The organism is Pseudomonas sp. LRF_L74 (assembly GCF_965644255.1).
Classification (GTDB): Bacteria; Pseudomonadota; Gammaproteobacteria; order Pseudomonadales; family Pseudomonadaceae; genus Aquipseudomonas.
The window spans coordinates 424958-445508 of sequence record NZ_CBFFRH010000002.1 but is presented as its reverse complement, the minus strand read 5'-3'; the positions used below and the strand labels follow the sequence as shown (position 1 = coordinate 445508).

The 20551-nt window shown below is 64.2% G+C and carries 13 protein-coding genes; 10 read left to right on the top strand and 3 right to left on the bottom strand.

From position 1 onward, the window contains the following. The first annotated feature begins 8 nt into the window (after positions 1-8). The 5 genes from ACSZPK_RS06905 to ACSZPK_RS06885 all read left to right on the top strand — a co-directional run bounded on the left by ACSZPK_RS06905 (position 9) and on the right by ACSZPK_RS06885 (position 8382). Entirely contained in the window at positions 9-1265 is a 1257-nt protein-coding gene (locus tag ACSZPK_RS06905) for an OprD family porin (protein WP_437880669.1), read from the top strand. 54 nt (positions 1266-1319) lie between these two features. Then, on the top strand, positions 1320-3374 hold the full coding sequence (gene paaZ / locus ACSZPK_RS06900) for a phenylacetic acid degradation bifunctional protein PaaZ (protein ID WP_437880668.1): 2055 nt from the start codon (positions 1320-1322) through the stop codon (positions 3372-3374). Positions 3375-3591: 217 nt separating this feature from the next. Beyond that, a complete protein-coding gene (locus ACSZPK_RS06895) occupies positions 3592-5685 on the top strand; it encodes a PQQ-dependent dehydrogenase, methanol/ethanol family (RefSeq protein ID WP_437880667.1) in 2094 nt (697 codons plus the stop codon). Positions 5686-5741: 56 nt separating this feature from the next. Continuing rightward, the gene (locus ACSZPK_RS06890; RefSeq protein WP_437880666.1) at positions 5742-6611 is read left to right on the top strand and encodes a transporter; all 870 of its coding nucleotides are present in this window, start codon (positions 5742-5744) and stop codon (positions 6609-6611) included. Positions 6612-6972: 361 nt separating this feature from the next. Further along, on the top strand, positions 6973-8382 hold the full coding sequence (locus ACSZPK_RS06885; protein ID WP_437880665.1) for an amino acid permease: 1410 nt from the start codon (positions 6973-6975) through the stop codon (positions 8380-8382). Between the two features lie 61 nt (positions 8383-8443). Here ACSZPK_RS06885 and ACSZPK_RS06880 read toward each other — a convergent pair whose 3' ends face one another. Both ACSZPK_RS06880 and ACSZPK_RS06875 read right to left on the bottom strand, forming a co-directional pair. Continuing rightward, on the bottom strand, positions 8444-10093 hold the full coding sequence (locus ACSZPK_RS06880; RefSeq protein WP_437881011.1) for an acetolactate synthase large subunit: 1650 nt from the start codon (positions 10091-10093) through the stop codon (positions 8444-8446). Positions 10094-10296: 203 nt separating this feature from the next. Next, complete coding sequence (locus ACSZPK_RS06875) at positions 10297-11550, bottom strand: OprD family porin (protein WP_437880664.1); 1254 nt, start codon at positions 11548-11550, stop codon at positions 10297-10299. Between the two features lie 590 nt (positions 11551-12140). Here ACSZPK_RS06875 and ACSZPK_RS06870 point away from each other — a divergent pair. The 5 genes from ACSZPK_RS06870 to ACSZPK_RS06850 all read left to right on the top strand — a co-directional run bounded on the left by ACSZPK_RS06870 (position 12141) and on the right by ACSZPK_RS06850 (position 19458). Beyond that, positions 12141-13124, top strand: a complete 984-nt coding sequence (locus tag ACSZPK_RS06870; RefSeq protein ID WP_437880663.1) for a LysR family transcriptional regulator — start codon at positions 12141-12143, stop codon at positions 13122-13124. Positions 13125-13348: 224 nt separating this feature from the next. Then, complete coding sequence (gene acnA, locus ACSZPK_RS06865; protein ID WP_437880662.1) at positions 13349-15994, top strand: aconitate hydratase AcnA; 2646 nt, start codon at positions 13349-13351, stop codon at positions 15992-15994. A 193-nt stretch (positions 15995-16187) separates the two neighbouring features. Further along, complete coding sequence (locus ACSZPK_RS06860) at positions 16188-17240, top strand: lactonase family protein (RefSeq protein ID WP_437881010.1); 1053 nt, start codon at positions 16188-16190, stop codon at positions 17238-17240. 149 nt (positions 17241-17389) lie between these two features. After that, entirely contained in the window at positions 17390-18724 is a 1335-nt protein-coding gene (locus ACSZPK_RS06855) for an MFS transporter (protein ID WP_437880661.1), read from the top strand. Beyond that, the gene (locus ACSZPK_RS06850) at positions 18721-19458 is read left to right on the top strand and encodes a transporter substrate-binding domain-containing protein (protein WP_437880660.1); all 738 of its coding nucleotides are present in this window, start codon (positions 18721-18723) and stop codon (positions 19456-19458) included. The genes ACSZPK_RS06855 and ACSZPK_RS06850 overlap by 4 nt, the downstream gene beginning before the upstream one ends. Before the next feature lie 20 nt (positions 19459-19478). Here the strand turns inward: ACSZPK_RS06850 and ACSZPK_RS06845 are convergent, their stop codons facing one another. After that, positions 19479-20492 carry a GlxA family transcriptional regulator gene (locus ACSZPK_RS06845; protein WP_437880659.1) on the bottom strand — a complete coding sequence of 338 codons (1014 nt, stop codon included), beginning with the start codon at positions 20490-20492 and terminating at the stop codon, positions 19479-19481. Positions 20493-20551: the final 59 nt, after the last annotated feature.

The window sequence follows — 20551 nt, the reverse complement described above, 5'->3', positions numbered from 1 at the left end:
CAACAACAATGACTGATATCCGTACCTCCGCTTCCCTGCTCGCCGCACTCGGCCTGGGCCTGAGCTGCAACGCCAGTGCTGACTTCATCAAAGACAGCAAGGCCAGTGTCGAAGCACGCAACATGTACATGAACCGCGACTTTCGCCAGAGCAACGCCGCTCAGGCCAAAGCCGAAGAGTGGGCCCAGGGCTTCACCTTGCGCGTGGAGTCGGGCTTCACCGAAGGTACCGTCGGTTTCGGCCTGGACGCCATCGCCCAGACCGCAATCAAGCTCGACTCCAGCCGCGACCGCCGGGGCACCGGCCTGCTCGCCTACGGCGCCCAGAGCCTGGAACCGGAAGACAACTACGGCGAACTCGGCCTGACCGCCAAGGTGCGCGTGTCGAAAAGCGTACTGAAACTCGGCACCCTGCAACCGCAACTGCCGGTCGCCGCCTATAACGACGTGCGCCTGCTCTCCTCCACCTATGCCGGCGGCCTGCTGACGTCCCAGGAAGTCGACGGCCTGACCCTCAACGTCGGCCGCCTGGAAAAGATCAACCTGCGCGACTCGTCGAGCAACGACGAGATGAACTACGGCGGCGTGGATAGCGCCCACCTGGACCTTGCCGGCGGCAGCTACGCGGTCAACCCGAACCTGACCCTGACCTACTACTACGCGCAGATGGACGACATCTACCAGCAGCACCACTTCAACCTGATCCACAACGCCAAGCTTGGCGAGGGTGTCAGCCTGAAGACCGACCTGCGCTACTTCGATACCCGCGAGCACGGCGACCACCGTTATCGCAGCGCCGCACGGGTCGATGGCGGGCGCATCGACAACCGTTTCTTCAACGGCATGGTCACCCTGGGCGTGGGCTCGCACAAATTCGGCCTCGGCTACCAGAACCTGTCCGGCGATGGCGACTTCGCCTTCCCCGGCCTCGACCCGTACTCGGTCAACCTGGTGACCTTCAACGTCTTCAGCAAAGCCGAGACCGATGCCTGGCAGGCGCGCTACGACTACGACTTCTCGGCCCTCGGCATTCCCGGCCTGAGCTTCATGACCCGCTACGTCAGCGCCAACCACATCGAGACGGCGGCGATCAGCGGTGGCAAGGAATGGGAGCGCGATACCGACATTGCCTACGTGTTCCAGAGCGGCACGCTCAAGGGCCTGAACATCCGCCTGCGCAACGCCACCTTCCGTTCCAGCGGCGGGCTGACCACCGACGTCGACGAGAACCGCGTGATCATCGGCTACCCGCTGGCGCTCTGGTAACGCACACCTTCGAGCCCTGCGCGCAGGGCTCATCGAATTAACCAGGAGAACCCCATGAGTAACGCCCCCACGCTGCAAAGCTTCATCGGCGGCCGCTGGATCGGCCAGCACGGAGCCTCCGCCCTGCGCAGTGCGATCAATGGCCAAACCCTGTTCCGTACCCACGAAGAGTCCATCGACTTCGCCGAAGCCATCGCCCATGCCCGCCAGCAAGGCCTGAAGGAGTTGCTGGCATTGGACTTCCAGCAGCGCGCATCGCGCCTGCGTGAACTGGGCAAGTACCTGCTGGAACGCAAGGAACAGCTCTACGCCCTGTCCCACCACAGCGGTGCGACCCGTGGCGACAGCTGGATCGACATCGAAGGCGGTGCTGGCACCCTGTTCGCCTACGCCAGCCTAGGCCGCCGCGAGCTACCGTCCGGCAACCTGGTGCATGAAGGCCCGGCGATGCCGCTGGGCAAGCTCGGCACCTTCGCCGGCAGCCATATTCTGGTGCCGCGCGGCGGCGTTGCGGTGCACATCAACGCCTTCAATTTCCCGATCTGGGGCATGCTCGAAAAATTCGCGCCGAGCTTCCTCGCCGGCATGCCGTGCATCGTCAAACCCGCGACCGCCACCAGCTACCTGACCGAAGCCACCGTACGCATGATGCAGGAATCCGGCCTGCTGCCAGCGGGCAGTCTGCAACTCATCGTCGGCAGCACCGGCGATTTGCTCGACCGCCTGCAAGGCCAGGACGTGGTGACCTTCACCGGTTCAGCTGACACCGCCGCCAAGCTGCGCGTCAACGCCAACCTGATCCGCAACTCGGTGCCGTTCAATGCCGAGGCCGACTCGCTGAACTGCGCCATCCTCGCCCCGGAAGTGACCCTGGACGATCCCGAGTTCGACCTGTTCGTCAAAGAGGTCACCCGCGAAATGACGGTCAAGGCCGGGCAGAAATGCACCGCCATCCGCCGTGCCATCGTGCCGGCCAAACACATCGACACCGTGGCGGAAAAATTGCGTGAACGCCTGAGCAAAGTGGTCGCCGGCGACCCCTCGGTGGAAGGCGTGAAGATGGGCGCCCTGGCGTCGCATGCCCAGCAATCCGACGTCGCCGAGCGCGTCGAAGCCTTGCTCGCCAGCAGCGAACTGCTGCTCGGCGCCCGCGATGGTTTCAGCCCACGTGGCGACGGCGTGGCCGAGGGCGCGTTCTTCGCCCCGACCCTGCTGCGCAGCCGCGACCCGCATGCCGAAGGCGGCGCCCACGACATCGAGGCGTTCGGCCCGGTGACCACGCTGATGAGCTACGACGATATCGACGAAGCCATCGCCCTCGCCGCCCGTGGCAAGGGCAGCCTGGTCGCCAGCCTGGTCACCAAGGACCCGCACGTCGCCGCCCGCGTGGTGCCTGCTGCTGCCGCGCTGCACGGCCGCCTGCACATTCTCGACCGCGAGTCGGCGGGCGAATCCACCGGCCACGGCTCGCCGCTGCCGCAACTCAAGCACGGCGGCCCCGGCCGCGCCGGTGGCGGCGAAGAGCTGGGCGGCCTGCGCGCGGTCAAGCACTACCTGCAACGCACGGCAGTGCAAGGTTCGCCGACCATGCTGATGGCGGTGACCGGCGAATACGTGCGCGGCGCCAAGGTCTACGAGACCGAGGTGCATCCGTTCCGCCGCCACTTCGAGGACCTACAGATCGGCGAGTCGCTGCTGACCCACCGTCGTACCGTCACCGAGGCCGACCTGGTCAACTTCGGCTGCCTGTCGGGCGACCACTTCTACATGCACTTCGACGAGATCGCCGCCCGCGCATCGCAGTTCGGCAGGCGCATCGCCCACGGCTACTTCGTGCTGTCGGCGGCGGCCGGCCTGTTCGTCTCCCCCGGCGCCGGCCCGGTGCTGGCCAACTACGGCCTGGACACCCTGCGCTTCATCAACCCGGTGGGCATCGGCGACACCATCCAGGCGCGCCTGACCTGCAAGCGCAAGATCGACCAGGGCAAGCTCAGCCCGAAAGACGAGCCGCAAGGCGTGGTCGCCTGGGACGTGGAAGTGACCAACCAGGACGGCGAACTGGTGGCCAGCTACGACATCCTCACTCTGGTGCTCAAACGCCAGGCCTGACAATTCCTGCGTGACACTTCGACCGGCCAATGGCCGGTCTTTTTTTGCCTGGTTGCCGGCTGCCAATAGGCATTTTGCCCAGGCCGATGCCGTGGCACGGGATGCAAAGTTTTTGGCAGGCAAAGTCATGATGGGAAAAACGGCGCTTGTTGTAATTCGCCATGAGAGCAGCCGCGAACAGGCCTGCCATTCGTTCTAGCAGAACGGGATAACAACAATGAAACCACTGATAGCCTTTGTCTCTTTTTCCCTTCTTTCCCTCGCCATCCAGGCCCAGGCCGCCACCCCGGCCAATGTCGACGAAGCGCGCCTGCGCGACGCCGACCAGCAGCCGCAGAACTGGATGGCCCACGGCCGCACCTACGATGAACAGCGCTTCAGCCCATTGACCGCGATCAGCGACAAGAACGTCGCCGGCCTCGGCCTGGCCTGGACCCAGAAGCTGGATGTCGACCGTGGCACCGAGGCCACGCCGCTGGTGGTCGATGGCGTGATGTACACCACCGGCGCGTTCAGCATCGTCTACGCCTACGACGCCGCCACCGGCAAGCCGCTGTGGAAGTATGACCCCAAGGTCGCCATCCAGAAGCTCAGCCAGGGCTGCTGCGACGTGGTCAACCGTGGCGTTGCGGTATGGAAAGGCAAGGTTTACCTGGGCGCCTTCGACGGTCGCCTGATCGCCCTCGACGCCGCCACCGGCAAGGAAGTCTGGAGCGTCGACACGGTGCTCGACCCGAACAAGAGCTACACCATCACCGGCGCCCCGCGCATCGTCAAAGGCAAGGTGCTGATCGGCAACGGCGGTGCCGAATTCGGCGTGCGCGGCTACGTCACCGCCTACGACGCCGATACCGGCAAGCAGGCCTGGCGCTTCTTCACCGTACCGGGCGACCCGGCGTTGCCGCCGGAAAACGAGGCCATGGCCAAGGCGCTGAAGACCTGGAAAGGCAATGGCTGGGTCAAGTGGGGCGGCGGCGGCACGGTGTGGGACTCGATGTCCTACGACCCCGAGCTGGACCTGCTGTACGTCGGCACCGGCAACGGCTCGCCGTGGAACTACCAGTTCCGCAGCCAGGGCGAAGGCGACAACCTGTACCTGTCGTCCATCGTCGCCCTGCGTCCGGAAACCGGCGAGTACGTCTGGCACTTCCAGGTCACGCCCAAGGACCGCTGGGACTTCACCGCGACCCAGCAGATCATCCTGGCCGACATCAAGATCGACGGCAAACCGCGCAAGGTGCTGATGCAGGCGCCGAAGAACGGCTTCTTCTACGTCATCGACCGCACCAACGGCGCGTTCATCTCGGGCAACAACTTCGTCCAGGTCAACTGGGCCAGCGGTCTCGATCCAAAGACCGGTCGGCCGCTGTACACCGAGCAGTCCGACTACTCGAAAGCGCCCAAGGTGATCCAGCCGAGCTTCCTCGGCGCGCACAGCTGGCACCCGATGTCGTTCAACCCGCAGACAGGCTACGTCTACATCCCGGCCCAGGACACCCTGGCCGAACTCAAGGCGGCCAAGGAGCCGTTGTTCCTGCCGAGCAAGTCGGTGGTCAACTTCGGCCTCGACGTGCCGGACCTGCCGGAAGACCCCAAGGTGCTCGGGCAGATCCGCAGCCTGTGGCGCGGCAAGCTGATCGCCTGGGACCCGGTCAAGCAACAGGCGGCCTGGACCCACGAATACGTCGAGTCGGGCAACGGCGGCACCCTGAGCACCGCCGGCAACCTGGTGTTCCAGGGCACCTCGGACGGTCGCGTGGTGGCCTATGCCGCCGACAGCGGCAAGCAGCTCTGGGAGCACCGCGCCAACTCCGGCGTGCTCGGCGGACCGATCACCTATGAGGTCAAGGGCGAGCAGTACGTCGCCTTCATGGCCGGCTGGGGCGGAATCATGCCGCTGATCGCCGGGCCGCTCACCGACAAGGGCAAGGTCCAGCCCGAATCGCGGGTGCTGGTGTTCAAGCTCGGCGCCAAGGAACAACTGCCGCCGCCACGCCAGGCGCCGGTGCTGCCGCCGAGCACGCCGCCGCTGACCGCATCCGCCGACGAGATCGCCCAGGGCCGCACCCTGTTCAATGGCATGTGCGGCTCCTGCCACGGCCTCAACGCCATCAGCGGCGGGGTGATTCCCGACCTGCGCTACCTCTCCGAGGAGAAACACAAGGCCTTCGTCGGCATCGTCAGCGGCGCCTTCATGAACAAGGGCATGCCCAGCTTCGCCGGGGTGCTGGACATGCCGCAGATGACCCAGATCCAGCAGTACATCATCAAGCGCAACCAGGATCTGCGCGCCGCCAACGCCGCGCAGTGATCGCCGGCGCCCGGCACCCGCCGGGCGCATGACAACAACAATGGAAAGGTGACCTCATGAACGCTTCCTCTGGCTTCAAAGGCGCGACACTGCCCTGCGCCCTGCTCGCGCTGTTCTCGACCGGCCTGGCCGTGGCCGACGTCAAGCCCGACTCCGGCGACTACGCCGCCCTGCCCGCCGGCACCGACCTGGCATTGCTCTACCAGCAGAACCCGCGCATCGAGAAATCCTACTTCGGCGGTCGCAAGGCGGCGGACAACCTCGATCTCGACCTGACCGTCGGCGTGCTGCGCCTGGTGCACTTCACCGAGTTCTTCGACACCGGCCTGATCTGGGACCCGCAGATCGTCATCCCCTTCGGCCGCCAGGACCTGGGCGCCAGCGATGAGAAAACCTCGGGCCTCGGCGATATCACCTTCGGTGCCACGGTATGGACCCTGGCGGACATGGAACGCAACCGCCACCTGGGCTGGTCGATGTTCATCACCGCGCCGACCGGCTCGGACAAGAACGAAGGCTTCGCCCTCAGCAACAACCGCTGGGCCGCCGACTTCCAGGTCGGCTACGTGCATGGTTTCAACGAGAAATGGACCTGGGACGTGATCGCCGAGACCGAGTTCTACGGCAAGCAACGCGACACCGATGCCAAGCGCGCCCCGCTGCTGCAACTGCACAACCACCTGCGCTACAACTTCACCCCCGCCACCTCGGTGGCGCTGTCCTACCGGCACAACTGGGGTTCGCGCGAGCGCCTCGACGGCCAGACCCTGGAAACCAGCCACGACAACGGCACCGTCGGTATTTCCGCGACCACCATGCTCGGCAAGCAATGGCAGGTGATGGGCCAGTACTGGCGCGACGTCTCGGTGCGTTCCGGGGCCATGACCGATAACTCGCTGCAGTTCCGCCTGGCCTATATCTACTGATCGCCATGGGGCGCGGAGGCAATAAAGCCCCCGCGCCGGCCGCCGTCGCCATTGCCGCGAAGGCGGCAATCCAACGGCGTCTAGCCTTCTGGATTATTCCCTCCGGGCCCACGCTGTCCCTCCTTCAGCAGACGCCCTTGCCTCTCAGCGACAGGATGTCGCCTGGGGGCACATGCCTGGCGTTTTCAAGTAACTGATACATCGCTGGCAACCGCTAATGTGACCAGGCTTTTCCGCTTGGCGTTGCTGTAATCCTCTGACCTAAAAACCATTTTTCTTCGGATTGCCAGGGAAAGTCGCTATTCGCCTGACAGACAGCGGATCGACCGTGCTCCGCTGCACACCCAAGAGAACGACAACAATGGTAATCCCTGGCTCAGACGGCTCGAACGATCAACTGGCACAGGGTTTCAAGCCCCGCCACGTCACCATGCTCTCCATCGCCGGCATCATCGGCGCCGGCCTGTTCGTCGGCTCCGGCCATGCGATAGCCGCCGCCGGCCCCGCCGCCATCGTGTCCTATGCGGTGTCCGGTTTTCTCGTGGTCCTGGTGATGCGCATGCTCGGCGAGATGGCCGTGGCCAAGCCGGACACCGGCTCCTTTTCCACCTATGCGGAAAGCGCCATCGGCCACTGGGCCGGTTTCACCGTCGGCTGGTTGTACTGGTGGTTCTGGGTGCTGGTGATTCCCATCGAAGCCCTGGCCGCCGGGCATATCCTCAACCTCTGGTTTCCCGGCGTGGACGCCTGGCTGTTCGCCCTGTTGTCCATCGTCGCCCTCGCCGCCACCAACCTGTTCAGCGTGGCCAAGTACGGTGAGTTCGAATTCTGGTTCGCCCTGCTCAAGGTCACGGCGATCATCGGCTTCATCGCCTTCGGCTTCGCCGTGCTGCTGGACTGGGTGCCGCAACGCCAGGTCGGCGGCCTCGGCGAGCTGCTCGACAAACACGGCGGCTTCGCCCCGAATGGCCTGACCGCCGTGGCCAGCGCCTTCATCACCGTGATGTTCAGCTTCATCGGCACCGAGGCCGTGACCATCGCCGCCGCCGAATCCAGCAACCCCGCGCGCAACATCGCCAAGGCCACCCGCTCGGTGATCTGGCGCATCAGCGTGTTCTACATCCTCTCGGTATTCGTGGTGATTTCCGTGGTGCCATGGAACGATCCGGCACTGACCACCGTCGGCTCCTATCAACGCGCCCTGGAAATCCTCGACGTTCCGCATGCCAGCCTCATTGTCGACATCGTCGTGCTGATCGCTGTAGCGAGCTGCATGAATTCGTCGATCTACATCTCCTCGCGCATGCTCTACTCCCTTGGCCGCCGTGCGGAGGCGCCACAAGCCACCACCCACACCACGCGGGTCGGCGTGCCGTGGATCGCGGTCATGGCCAGCAGCCTGATCGGCGCCGGCATCACCCTGATCAGCTACTTCGCTCCCGAAGGCCTGTTCCAGTTCCTCCTCGCCAGCTCCGGTGCCATCGCCCTGCTGGTCTACCTGGCCATCGCCGTCTCGCAACTGCGCATGCGCAACGCCCTGCTGCGCAACGGCGAGCAACCGGCGTTCCGCATGTGGCTGTTTCCCTGGCTGACCTATGCGGTGATCCTGTTCATCCTCGCGGTCCTGGGCGTCATGCTGGTGACACCGGAACACCGCGCCGAAGTGACCTCGACCATCGGCCTGGCGCTGGTCATTTCCTTCGTCGGAATCATCACGGCCCGCAGCAAATCACAGGCGCTGACGAAAAAAGCGCTGGAGGCCGGCCGCTGAACGACAGGCAACCTATCGTTCAGCCTTCCAGCCTCCAGCGCTTAGCCGCTTTTCCTCTCTGTCAGACCTGCGCGCTGCGGGTGCGCAGCTCGGTGTTGAGGATGCGGTCGTTCTCGGAGTAGTCGACCGGGCAGTCGATCACGTGTACGCCGGGGGTATCCAGGCAGTGCTGCAGCAACGGCAGGAAACCTTCGGCGCTTTCCACGCGATGGCCGTGGGCACCGTAGCTCTGGGCATAGAGGACGAAGTCCGGGTTGCCGTAGTCCAGGCCGAAATCGGTGAAGCCCATGTTCGACTGCTTCCAGCGGATCATGCCGTAGCCGTCGTCGCGCAGGATCACCACGGTCAGGTTCATCTTCAGGCGAACCGCGGTTTCCAGTTCCTGGCTGTTCATCATGAAGCCGCCGTCACCACACACCGCGATCACCGGGCGGTCCGGATAGACCAGGTGCGCCGCCATGGCCGACGGCAGACCGGCGCCCATGGTCGCCAACGCGTTGTCCAGCAGTACGGTATTGGGCTTGTGCGCCTTGTAGTTACGCGCGAACCAGATCTTGTAGATGCCATTGTCGAGGGCGACGATGCCTTCCGACGGCAGCACGCGACGCACGTCGGCGACCATGCGCTGCGGGTAGATCGGGAAGCGGTTGTCGTCCGCGCCTTCGACGATCTGCGCTTCGTTGGCTTCGCGGATGGTCAGGATGCGCGTGTAGTCCCAGTGCGCGGTATCGGCTTCGGTAAGGGCTTCGCCGATCTGCCAGATGGTGTTGGCGATGTCGCCGATCACTTCGATCTGCGGGAAGTACACCGCGTCGACTTCGGCGCTGCGGAAGCTGATATGGATGACTTCGGTGCCGCCATGGACCATGAAGAACGGCGGCTTCTCGATCACGTCGTGGCCGATGTTGATGATCAGGTCGGCGGCTTCCACGGCGCGGTGCACGAAGTCACCGGACGACAGCGCGGCGTTGCCGAGGAAACGCGGGTGACGCTCGTCGACCACGCCTTTACCCAACTGAGTGGTAACGAACGGGATGCCGGTCTTGTCGATCAGTTGCTTGAGGACCTTGGCGGTCATCTTGCGGTTGGCGCCAGCGCCGAGCACCAGGATCGGGCTGCGGGCGTTCTTCAGCTTGCTGACGGCGGCCTCGATGGCCTTGTGCTCGGCCAGCGGACGGCGATGCAGGCTCGGCGGGATCGGCAGGCTGTCGGTCTGCTCGGCGGCGATGTCTTCCGGCAGTTCCAGGTGCACCGCGCCCGGCTTCTCTTCCTCGGCGAGGCGGAAGGCTTCACGCACGCGGGCCGGGATGTTGTCGGCCGAGGCGAACTGGTGGGTGTACTTGGTCAGCGGACGCATCATGTCGACCACGTCGAGGATCTGGAAGCGGCCCTGCTTGGACTTCTTGATCGGCTTCTGGCCGGTGATCATCAGCATCGGCATGCCGCCCAGGTAGGCATAAGCGCCGGCGGTGACCAGGTTGGTCGCGCCTGGACCGAGGGTCGACAGGCTGACGCCGGTCTTGCCGGTCAGACGGCCATAGGTCGCGGCCATGAAGCCCGCGGACTGCTCATGACGGGTGAGAACCAGCTTGATCTCGGACTTGCGCAGCGACTCCAGCAGATCCAGGTTTTCTTCGCCGGGAATACCGAAGACATGCTTCACGCCTTCGTTTTCCAGACACTGCACCACTACATCGGCGGCCTTGGCCATCTTGCTCTCTACCTCGGTTTTTTCAGTTGTTAGAACCCGCCCACGCATTCGCAGGCAGGTCTTGAGAGGGGCGATCATGAGCCACAGGCCTGCGGCGAGTGGGCTCATGCTTGGTATGACGCAGAGTCAGGACCTGAGTCACGTCATGTGTGCGATATTCGCCCCAACTTCCCAGCCATCGGGACGAATGACATTCCGGCGTTTTAGAGCAGCGGGATGCTATAGCTCAATATCAGCCGGTTTTCATCCAGATCACGGGCGAAATCGGAACGATAGCTCGCATTGCGCCAACGGATCGCCAGGCTCTTCAGCGGTCCGCCCTGGATCACGTACTGCACATCGGTATTGCGTTCCCACTCGCCATTGCCGGCAGTGACGGTCGCCGCATCGGCATGGTCGCCACGGATGTAGCGGGTCATGAAGGTCAGGCCGGGAATGCCGAGCCTGGCGAAGTCGTAGTCGTAGCGCAGTTGCCAGGAACGCTCGCCCGGCTCGGCGAAGTCGTTGATCTGGATGTAGTTGACCAGATACGGATCGGTGCCGTTCACGTAGGGCATCGAGGTATCGCCGAACATGCGCTGGTAGCCGAGACCAAGGGTATGTCCGCCAAGGCTGTAGCTGAACAACGCGCCAAAGGCCTGGCTGTCGATATCGCCTGCCGCGTTCGCGCCGCTGTCCAGGCTGCGCACATAGCGTAGGTCCGACTTCAGCTTGCCCGCGCCGAGCGCCAGGGAATGGGTCAGACCGACGAAGTGCTGGTCGTAGACGTCGTCCAGTTGGGCGAACTGATAAGTGAGCCCCAGACCGCCAGCCAACTTGGCTTCCACGCCGGCGATATCGAAGTTGTCCGCCTCGGGCGTGGCACTGAATCGGCGATTCTTGTTGTTCAGGGCCAACGGCGCCTTGTCCGTGGAGTCACGCTCGGTGACGCGATTCAGGCGGCCGAGAGTGAACACCAGCGGATCGAAATCACTGACCGTGACGAGACCGCCCTGGAACGTCTGCGGGAAGATACGCCCGGTGTTGGCCTGGATCGTCGGCAGCTTGGGCACCAGCGCGCCCAGGCGCAGCTCACTCTTGCCCAGGCGCGCCTTGAACGTCGGGTCGATACGGCTGAACGCGTCCGCCGCCTTGCCATCGTCATGCGTCGGCAGCAGGCCGGAGCCGGTGCGATCCGGGCTGGAGTCGAGCTTGATGCCCAGCAGCGCCACTGCGTCGATGCCGACCCCGATGGTGCCGGGCGTATAACCCGAGCGGAAGTCCAGGGCAAAGCCTTGCGCCCACTCTTCACGCTTGGATTGCGCCGTGCCTTCACGAAAGTCGCGATTGAAGTAGTAGTTCTGCATCTGCAGGTTGAGCCTGGCATCGTCGATGAAGCCTTCGGCCTGCGCGGCCATCGCCAGCGACGCGAGCGAGGTGCCGGCAAGAATCTTCAATGCATTGTTTTTGTTGTGCATGACTAGCTCCTGGTGAATCGCTCGATCTTGGAATTGTCGGGGCGAGCGAGGGTGGAAACGGTGAAAGGAGCTTTCACCGCTATGTCCCGGTCAAGGGAATACGAGGGTCGACAGCGGACGCGTGGGCTAACGGTGGATGGCAAGGCGCCCGGCATCACGGGGCGAAAGGCTGGCTGGGTTCATGGCTGTCTCGGTCACTGTTGTTATCGGCGCGCGCCTAAGAACCTGTTCACGATCTTTTCGAACCCGTCTAAATGGCTGCATCAGGTTGAGAAAGGTCGTCATTCCCGCGAAGGCGGGACAGCGGCTCCATCGCTGAACAGCGCTTGCGCTGGCCCGAAGGGGAATCATCTAGAAAGTTCAACGCATCTGGGCTCCCGCCTTCGCGGGAGTGACGGCTAGACACACCACGCAGGAACGGTTATCGCACGAACATCCGTCCCTCGAAACAGCCTGAAGAGTCACTCCAATAGCGCTGACGTCTGAGATCGTGAACAGGCTCTGAGCCTGGAATCGCGCATTCGTGGGCCGATACTAAGAGCGAGGTCAGCACAGGAAAATTGAAGTTTCGCCAACAAAGCGTTCGCCTGATGAGAACGGTAGCGCTGGATGAACACGATTTCCCTTGGCAATTGCCCACTCAACTGTCCAGTATTTCGCGAGCCATCGCTGCCCTGGATCACCTCATGCGCTACGACCTGTTCACCATGGATGTCTTCATAGCCGTCGCCGAAGAACGCAACCTGACCCGTGCCGCCGAGCGCCTGCACCTAGCGGTGTCAGCAGTGAGCAAACGCATCGCCGAGCTGGAGGAACAGGTCGGCTCGGCCCTGCTGCTGCGCTACGCCCGTGGCGTCGAGCTGACGCCCGCGGGCCAGTCGGTGCTGCACTATGCCCGCGAACTGCGCCTGGTGCTGGGGCAGATGGACGACGAGCTGTCGAGCTACGCCGCCGGGGTGAAAGGCCATATCCGCATCCACGCCATCACCTCGGCCTTGACCCAATTCCTGCCCGGAGATCTGGAGCGCTTCATCGGCAGCTACCCGCAGATCAACTTCGACATCGAGGAGCGAGTCGGCTCGGCGGTGGTGCGCGCGGTGATCGAGGGCCACGCCGACCTGGGCATCTTCGCCGAACACACGCGCAACACCAGCCTGGAAACCCGCCCCTACCGCCAGGATCAACTGGTGGTGGTGATGCCCCGCGAGCATGCCCTGAGCGCCCATGCCAAGGTGTCGTTCCGCCAGGCGCTGGAGCATGAGTTCATCGGTCCGCACCTGGAAAGCTCGCTGTACAGCCTGTTCGCCCAGCAACAGGCCGAGGCCGGCATGAACATGCGCGTACGGGTGCGGGTCAGCAGTTTCGAATGCATGTGCCGCCTGGTCTCCGCCAACGTGGGCATCGCCATCCTGCCCAAGGCGGCGATCCTGCAATACCTGCGGCCGATGAAACTGCACATGACTCTGCTCGACGAAAGCTGGGCCCGGCGCATGCTAGTGATCGGCGTACGCAGCATGGACCTGCTGACACCGACCGTTCGCACCCTGGTCGAACACCTCGCCGAGAAAGGCTGACTTCACGAGCGTTCTCCGCTGGAGAACGCTGGCTTGGCGAATCATCAATTTTCGTGTTACCGGCAGCTCCCTAGGATGGGCCTCAGAACCGGTTCACGATTTCGCGAGCCAGGGCCCAGCGAGCCTGCTTTTAACGCCGCAGGGCCGACGCGCGGCAAATCGTGAACCGGTTCTCAGAGACGGCGCAGTCCGTCGCTCCCTACAAGAAGACGAGAGCCCAGACCGTGAACACTTACTTCAGCCAGCTCGAAGTCGCCGGCGAACATTTCACTTACGTCGACCTCGACAAACTGCTCGACCGTCCGACGCTCGAACGCCTGCCCTACTCCATCCGCCTGCTGCTGGAAAACGTCGCCCGCTGCTCGCCGGAAGCGCTGGAACCGGTCTTGCGCTGCGCCACCGGCCAGGGGCCGGCCTGCGAAACGCCGTTCTTTCCCAATCGCCTGATGTTCCACGACACCACCTGCCTGCCGGCGTTGGCCGACTTCGCCGGCATGCGCGATCGCGTCGCCGAGTTGGGCGGCGACCCGCACAAGGTCAACCCGGTGATCCCCGCCGTGCTGACCATCGACCACTCGGTGATCGTCGAACGCTTCGCCGATGCCGACGCGGTGGAAGCCAACCTCGACATCGATTTCCGCCGTAACGGCGAGCGCTACCAGTTCATCAAGTGGGCGCAGAAGAGCCTCGACAACTTCAAGGTCATCCCGCCAGGCACCGGCATCATCCACCAGATGAACATGGAGGCGCTGGCCCAGGTGGTCTGGGAAAGCACCGGCGCCAACGGCGAACGCCTGCTGCACCCGGACGACATGGTCGCCACCGACAGCCATACGCCGATGATCAACGCCGTGGGCATCCTCGGCTGGGGCGTCGGCGGCCTCGAAGGCCAGGCGGCGATGCTCGGCGAACCGGTGCCGATCAGCTTTCCCGAGGTCATCGGCATCCGCGTGAGCAATGCCCTGCGCCCCGGCGTGACCGGAACCGACCTGTCGCTGTACGTCGCCGAGATCCTGCGCAAACGCAAGGTGGTCGGCAAGTTCGTCGAGTTCTGCGGTCCCGGCCTGGACAACCTGACCTGGGCGATGCGTGGCACCGTGTCGAACATGGCCCCGGAATACGGCGCCACCGTGGTGTTCTTCCCCTTCGACGACGAGACCTGCAAGTACCTGGAGCTGTCCGGGCGCCCCGCCGGACTGCGCGCCAAGGCCGAACGCTACATGGATGTCCAGCACCTGTGGCGTCGCTCCGCAGCGGCGGAGCCGCAGTTCGCCGAATTGATCGAACTGGACCTGGCCAGCATCCAGCCCAGCGTCGCCGGCCCGCACCAGCCGCATCAACGCCAGCCGTTGGCGCAAGCCGGCCCGTCCTTCGACGAGCATGTGCTGGGCAACACCATCGCCAGCAGCGCGGCGGACAGTTTCGACGAGCCCAGCTTCGGCCAGCCGCTGAGTCACGGCGCAGTGGTGATCGCGGCGATCACCAGTTGCACCAACACCGCCAACCCGGCGCAGATGATCCAGGCCGGCCTGCTGGCACGCAAGGCTCGCGCCCTTGGCCTGCGGCGCAAACCCTGGGTCAAGACTTCGTTGTCGCCTGGGTCCCAGGTCGTCGCGGACTACCTGCGTGAAGCCGGTCTGCTGGAGGACTATTCGGCCATCGGTTTCGACCTCGCCGGGTTTGGCTGCATGACCTGCATCGGCAACTCCGGCAGCCTGGAAAGCCATGTCGAAGCCTTCGCCGAACAAGGCCTCAAAGGCGTCGCCGTGCTCTCCGGCAACCGTAACTTCGAAGGTCGGGTCAACCCCAAGGTGCCGGCTGGCTACCTCGCCTCCCCCGCCCTGTGCGTGGCCTATGCCATCGCTGGCGACATCCATGTCGACCTGGTCAACCAGCCACTGGCACAGGACGCTTCGGGGCGCGACATCTACCTGAGCGAGCTGATGCCCAGCGACGAAGAGGTCGCGGCCGTCGAGCGTGCAGTGGTGCGCCCGGAATTCTTCGCCGAGCGCCTGAAGACCGTGTGGGACGGCACCCATCACTGGCAGGCGCTGAGCGCGGCCGGCAGCGTGCAGTTTCCCTGGGACCCGGCCTCGACCTACCTGCGCCGCCCACGCTACCTGGAAGCCATCGAAGCCGAGCCGCCCAGGAGCCTGGCCATCGACAAGGCTCGCGTGCTGATGGTGCTGGGCGACAACGTCACCACCGACCATATCTCTCCGGCCGGCGCCATTCCGCTCGACAGCCTGGCCGGTCGCTGGCTGGTCGAACACGGCGAGAACCCGGTAGACCTGAACCAGTATTCGACTCGCCGCAGCAACCACGAAGTGATGCTGCGCGGCGCCTTCACCAACCGCGCGGTGCGCAACCAGTTGCTCGACGAGCAACCCGGCGTCGGCGCCTGGGCACGCACCGCCGATGGCGCCCAGGTCCTGCCGGTCTACGAAGCGGCCGCCAGCTACCAGGCCGAGAACACGCCGCTGGTGGTGTTCGGCGGCATCAACTATGGCGCCGGCTCCAGCCGCGACTGGGCGGCCAAGGCCCAGGCCCTGCTCGGCGTACGTGCCGTGGTGGCACGCAGTTTCGAACGCATCCACCGCAGCAACCTGATCGGCATGGGCATCCTGCCGCTGCTGTTCAACGAAGGCATGACCGCCGCCGATCTGGCCCTGGAAGGTCACGAACACCTCGGTTGCGAAGGCCTCGACCAGCTTGCCGTCGGCAGCAATACGGTGACGCTGCGCATCGAGCGCGACGGCCACCCGGATCAGCGTATCGAGCTGCTGTTGAAGCTCGATTCGCGACAAGAGCTCATCTACCTGTCGCAGGGCGGAATCCTGCCCTATGTGGTGCGCAAGATGCTGGGCTGACCTTCACCCGCAGAAACCACCTCACACGCCAAGGACAATAACAATGCGTGATCTCGACAACCTGCCGGCCGACCCGCGCCGGCGCCAACTGCTGATCCAGGCCGGCACGCTGGCCGGCGCATCCCTGCTCGGCGGCCTGCTGCCGGGCACGCTACGGGCTGCGCAATCCCCTCACGTTTCCGGAGACCGTCACATGTTCGCTTATGTCGGCAGCCGTACCACGCGGGAGCGCAACGCCCGTGGGGAAGGCATCAGTGTGTTCAAAGTCGACCCGTTGGCCGGCACATTGGAGCCGGTGCAGGTCGTCAAGGACCTGGTCAATCCCTCGTTCCTGACCTTGAGTCGCGATGGCCGCTTCCTCTATAGCGTGCATGGCGACATCAGCGATATCAGTGCCTTCAGCATCGACAGGAGCAGCGGCCGCCTGGCCCTGATCAATCGCCAAAGCACCCAGGGCAAGAACCCGGTGCACCTGGCCCTGGACCCCAGCGGCCGCTACATGGTGGTGACCAACCACATCGGCCACAGCCTGGCGGTGCTGCCAGTGAAGGACGACGGCAGCCTCGGCGAAGTCAGCCAACTGCTGCCGGTCGAGGGCCAACCGGGTCCGCATCGGGTCGAGCAACCGTTCGCCAAGCCCCACCACAACCCGTTCGATCCATCCGGCGATTTCGTTCTCGTGCCGGACAAGGGCCAGGACAAGATTCTCAGCTACCGCTTCGATAACGGACGCCTGGCGCCGGCCGATCCCCCCTTCGTCGCCACCCGCGAAACCTCCGGGCCACGCCACCTGGCGTTTCATCCGAAGGGGGCCTGGGCCTACACCGTCAACGAACTGGACTCGACGGTAACGGCCTACCGCTACGACGCCACTCGCGGCAGCCTGGAGGCCCAGCAAGTACTCTCGACACTACCGGCCAGCTTCACCGGCAACAGCCGCGCGTCGGAAATCGCCGTCGATGCACATGGCCGTTTTCTCTACGCCTCCAACCGAGGCTTCGACAGCATTGCCGTGTTCACCATCGATGCCAGCAGCGGCCTGCTGCATTTCGTCACGGCCATTCCCAGCGGCGGGCGCACGCCACGCTTTTTCGCCATCACCCCCAACGGGCGATTCATGTTCGCCCTCAACGAGGAAAGCGACTCCATCGTGACCTTCGCCATCGATCAGCAACATGGTGTACTCGAAGCCACGGGTACACAGGTCAGCAGCGGAAGCCCGGTGTGCATGGTGTTTTCCGCCTGAGAACCTGTTCACGATCTCGCGAGCTAGAGATAAACGAAGGCGTTTTCAACGCCGTTTAGCCGACGCGCAGCAGATCGTGGGCAGGTTCTGAACGATTCATCCCATAAAAACAAAACCGGCCGCGTTCGCGCGGCCCTGTGAGGCCCACAATGACAACAACGGCAAGCAGCGGCTTTGAAAAAGCCGTGGTGCGCAAGGTGACCCTGCGCATCATCCCCTTCGTTTTCCTGCTCTACATCGTCTCCTACCTGGACCGCGCCAACATCGGCTACGCCGCGCTGCAGATGAACGCCGAGCTGGCATTGTCGGCCGAAGCCTTCGGCTTCATCTCCGGCATCTTCTTCATCGGTTACTTCCTCTTCGAAGTGCCGAGCAACGTGCTGCTCAACCGCTACGGCGCGCGGGTGTGGATCGCCCGCATCCTGCTGACCTGGGGTGCCATCGCCGCCGCCACCGCGTTCGCCGAGACCGCCACGCAGTTGTACGTCCTGCGCTTTCTGCTGGGCGTGGCCGAGGCCGGTTTCTTCCCCGGCATCATCGTCTACCTGACCTACTGGTTCCGCTCCAAGGAGCTGGCGACCACGGTCGCGCTGTTCACCGCCGCGATCCCGGTGTCGTACATCATCGGCGCGCCGCTGAGCACCTGGATCATGGACAACGTGCACTGGCTCGGCTGGAGTGGCTGGCGCTGGATGCTGTTCCTCGAAGGCGTCCCGGCGGTGATCCTTGGCGTGGTCTGTTTCTTCTACCTGACCGACAAGCCGGAACAGGCCACGTGGCTGACCGATGAAGAACGCACCTGGCTGCTGGAGGAAATGCAACGCGACAGAAAATCACGCAAGAACGTCAAGCACCTGGGCGTCATCAAAACCATGACCAACCCGAAGGTGCTCTACCTGTCCTTCATCTATTTCGTCTACCAGTGCGGCAGCCTCGGCGTCGGCTACTGGATGCCGCAGATCATCAAGGGCTTCTCCGAGTCGCTGACCCACACCCAGATCGGCCTGATCGCCATGGTGCCGTACATCGTCGCCACCATCATGATGATCGGCTGGTCGCGCAGCTCCGACCGCCACAACGAACGCAAGCTGCACTCGGCCATTCCGTTGGCCGTGGCCACGGGCGCGATGGTCGGTGCCGGCCTGATCGGCAACCCGGTGATCGCCATCGCCATGATCAGCCTGACCCTGGCTGGCCTGTACAGCTTCAAGTCGCCGTTCTGGGCCCTGCCGACGCTGTTCCTCAGCCGCTCCACCGCTGCGGTGTCCATCGCCGTGATCAACTCCATCGGCAACCTCGGCGGCTTCGTCGGCCCGTCGATGATCGGCATGGTCAAGGGCAGCACCAACAGTGCCACCGCTGGGCTGTTGTTCCTCAGCGTGTTGCTGGCCATCGCCTTCCTGATGACCCTGCTGATGCGCGTCAACAACGGGGATGACGGCGAATCCAGCGGCCATGCCGTGACGGCCGAGGAAGGACGTTGATGAACATCGATAACGAGGTTCTCGCCGATCTGGCCCCCACCGGGGTACTGCGCGCCGCGATCAACTATGGCAACCCGGTCCTCGCCCAGCGTGGCGAGGACGGCCAGCCCGCCGGGGTGTCCAGCGCCCTGGCCAGGGCCTTGGCCGAGGCCCTGGGCATCGAGGTCGAATTCATCACCTTCGACGCGGCGGGCAAGGTCTTCGCCGCGTTGCCGGAAAACACCTGGGACCTGGCGTTCCTGGCCATCGAGCCGGTGCGCGCTGCGGAAATCGAGTTCAGCCATCCCTACGTGATCATCGAAGGCACTTATCTGGTCGGCGCTGACAGCGGCTTCCACAGCGTTGCCGATCTGGACCGCCAGGGCCTGCGCCTGGCCGTAGGTAAGGGCGCGGCCTACGACCTGTTCCTCAGTCGCACCCTGTCGGCGGCAGGGCTGGTGCGTGCGCCGACCTCGGCGGCAGCGGTGGATTGGTTCGTCGAGCAGGGACTGGACGCTGCGGCTGGTGTGCGCCAGCCACTGGAGGCGTTCGCGGCCGGCAACCCGGCTTACCGGGTGCTGGCCGATAGCTTCACCGAGATCCGCCAGGCCATGGCCGTACCCAAGGGGCGCCTGGCCGGAGCGCGTTTCGTCCGGGCTTTTCTCGACGAGCGCATCGGTAACGGTTTCGTCGCCGATGCGCTACGCCAAAGCGGTCAGCATGAGGTGCGGCTCGGCCCTGTAGATCAGCCCTGAAACACACCCGTGCCGCTTCCCTAGAACTCCAGCCGCTTCTCCCTGGACGGCGAATGGCCGAAATACGAGGAGTAGCGCTTGCTGAAGTGGCTGGACGAAATGAATCCGCACGCCACCGAAACCTGCACGATGGACAGCGTCGAGTGCTGCAACAGGCGCCTGGCCTCGGTCAGGCGCAACTCCAGGTAATAACGCAACGGGCTGGTGCCAAGCTGCTCGCTGAACAGCCGTTCGATCTGTCGCCGGGAAATCCGCACGTAGCTGGAAATCTGCGCCAGTTCCAACGGCTCTTCGAGATTGGCCTCCATCAGCTTGATGGTCTCGCGCAGTGGCTCGGTCATCTTGAACTGGTACTTGGGGTTGATTCGCTTGAAGCGCGACTCCTCGAAGGCGAGGATGTCGACGATGCCCTCGACCAGCGCCGAGCCCTGCATCTGGCCGATCCAGTCGAGCACCACGTGAAAAGCGCCGGCGGGACTGGCGGCGGTGTAGCGGTCGCGGTCGACCATGTAGCTTTCACTGGTGACCTGGCTGTACTTGGCGATCTCCGCCAGGGCCGGGCGATGCTCGGGATGGATCGCGCAGCGGTAGCCGTCGAGCAGGCCGGCATGGCCAAAAAACCACGCGCCGTTCCACAGGCCCGCCAGGGCTATGCCCTTTTCCGCTGCCCGCTTGAGCAGGTTGCGCAGCTCTTGGTTGCCCTTCAGCGGCGTACGCAAGCCGCCGCAGAGCACCAGCAGTTTCAGGCTCTCCAGGGGAATCGCCTTGAGGTCGCTGTCGGGGCGGATGACGATGCCCAGGTCGCTGACCACCTCTTCGCCATTCAAGGTGAAGGTGTGGGTCTTGAACAGCGACGGTCTGATCAGGTTCGCCGTGACCAATGTGTCCAGCGCCTGGGTGAAAGCAGGCAGAGAAAAATGCTCAAGCAGTACGAAGCCCACGTTGCTGGTGGAGATGCCGGTGGTCAGTCCGTCCTCCAGATAACGCAGGTTCTTACCCTTGATGCCTCCGCAGAACACTCTACGTTCTACCAATTCGGGCCTCTTGCTGGCTCAGTTCATCGCCCCTGTCGCGCTTGCGACAAGGGTGATGC

Coding starts and splice junctions, on each gene's coding strand:
- ACSZPK_RS06870 (WP_437880663.1), top strand. CDS start 12,141: ATGAGAACGGTAGCGCTGGATGAACACGATTTCCCTTGGCAATTGCCC.
- ACSZPK_RS06890 (WP_437880666.1), top strand. CDS start 5,742: ATGAACGCTTCCTCTGGCTTCAAAGGCGCGACACTGCCCTGCGCCCTG.
- ACSZPK_RS06885 (WP_437880665.1), top strand. CDS start 6,973: ATGGTAATCCCTGGCTCAGACGGCTCGAACGATCAACTGGCACAGGGT.
- ACSZPK_RS06855 (WP_437880661.1), top strand. CDS start 17,390: ATGACAACAACGGCAAGCAGCGGCTTTGAAAAAGCCGTGGTGCGCAAG.
- ACSZPK_RS06860 (WP_437881010.1), top strand. CDS start 16,188: ATGTTCGCTTATGTCGGCAGCCGTACCACGCGGGAGCGCAACGCCCGT.
- ACSZPK_RS06880 (WP_437881011.1), bottom strand. CDS start 10,093: ATGGCCAAGGCCGCCGATGTAGTGGTGCAGTGTCTGGAAAACGAAGGC.
- ACSZPK_RS06905 (WP_437880669.1), top strand. CDS start 9: ATGACTGATATCCGTACCTCCGCTTCCCTGCTCGCCGCACTCGGCCTG.
- ACSZPK_RS06895 (WP_437880667.1), top strand. CDS start 3,592: ATGAAACCACTGATAGCCTTTGTCTCTTTTTCCCTTCTTTCCCTCGCC.
- paaZ (WP_437880668.1), top strand. CDS start 1,320: ATGAGTAACGCCCCCACGCTGCAAAGCTTCATCGGCGGCCGCTGGATC.
- ACSZPK_RS06875 (WP_437880664.1), bottom strand. CDS start 11,550: ATGCACAACAAAAACAATGCATTGAAGATTCTTGCCGGCACCTCGCTC.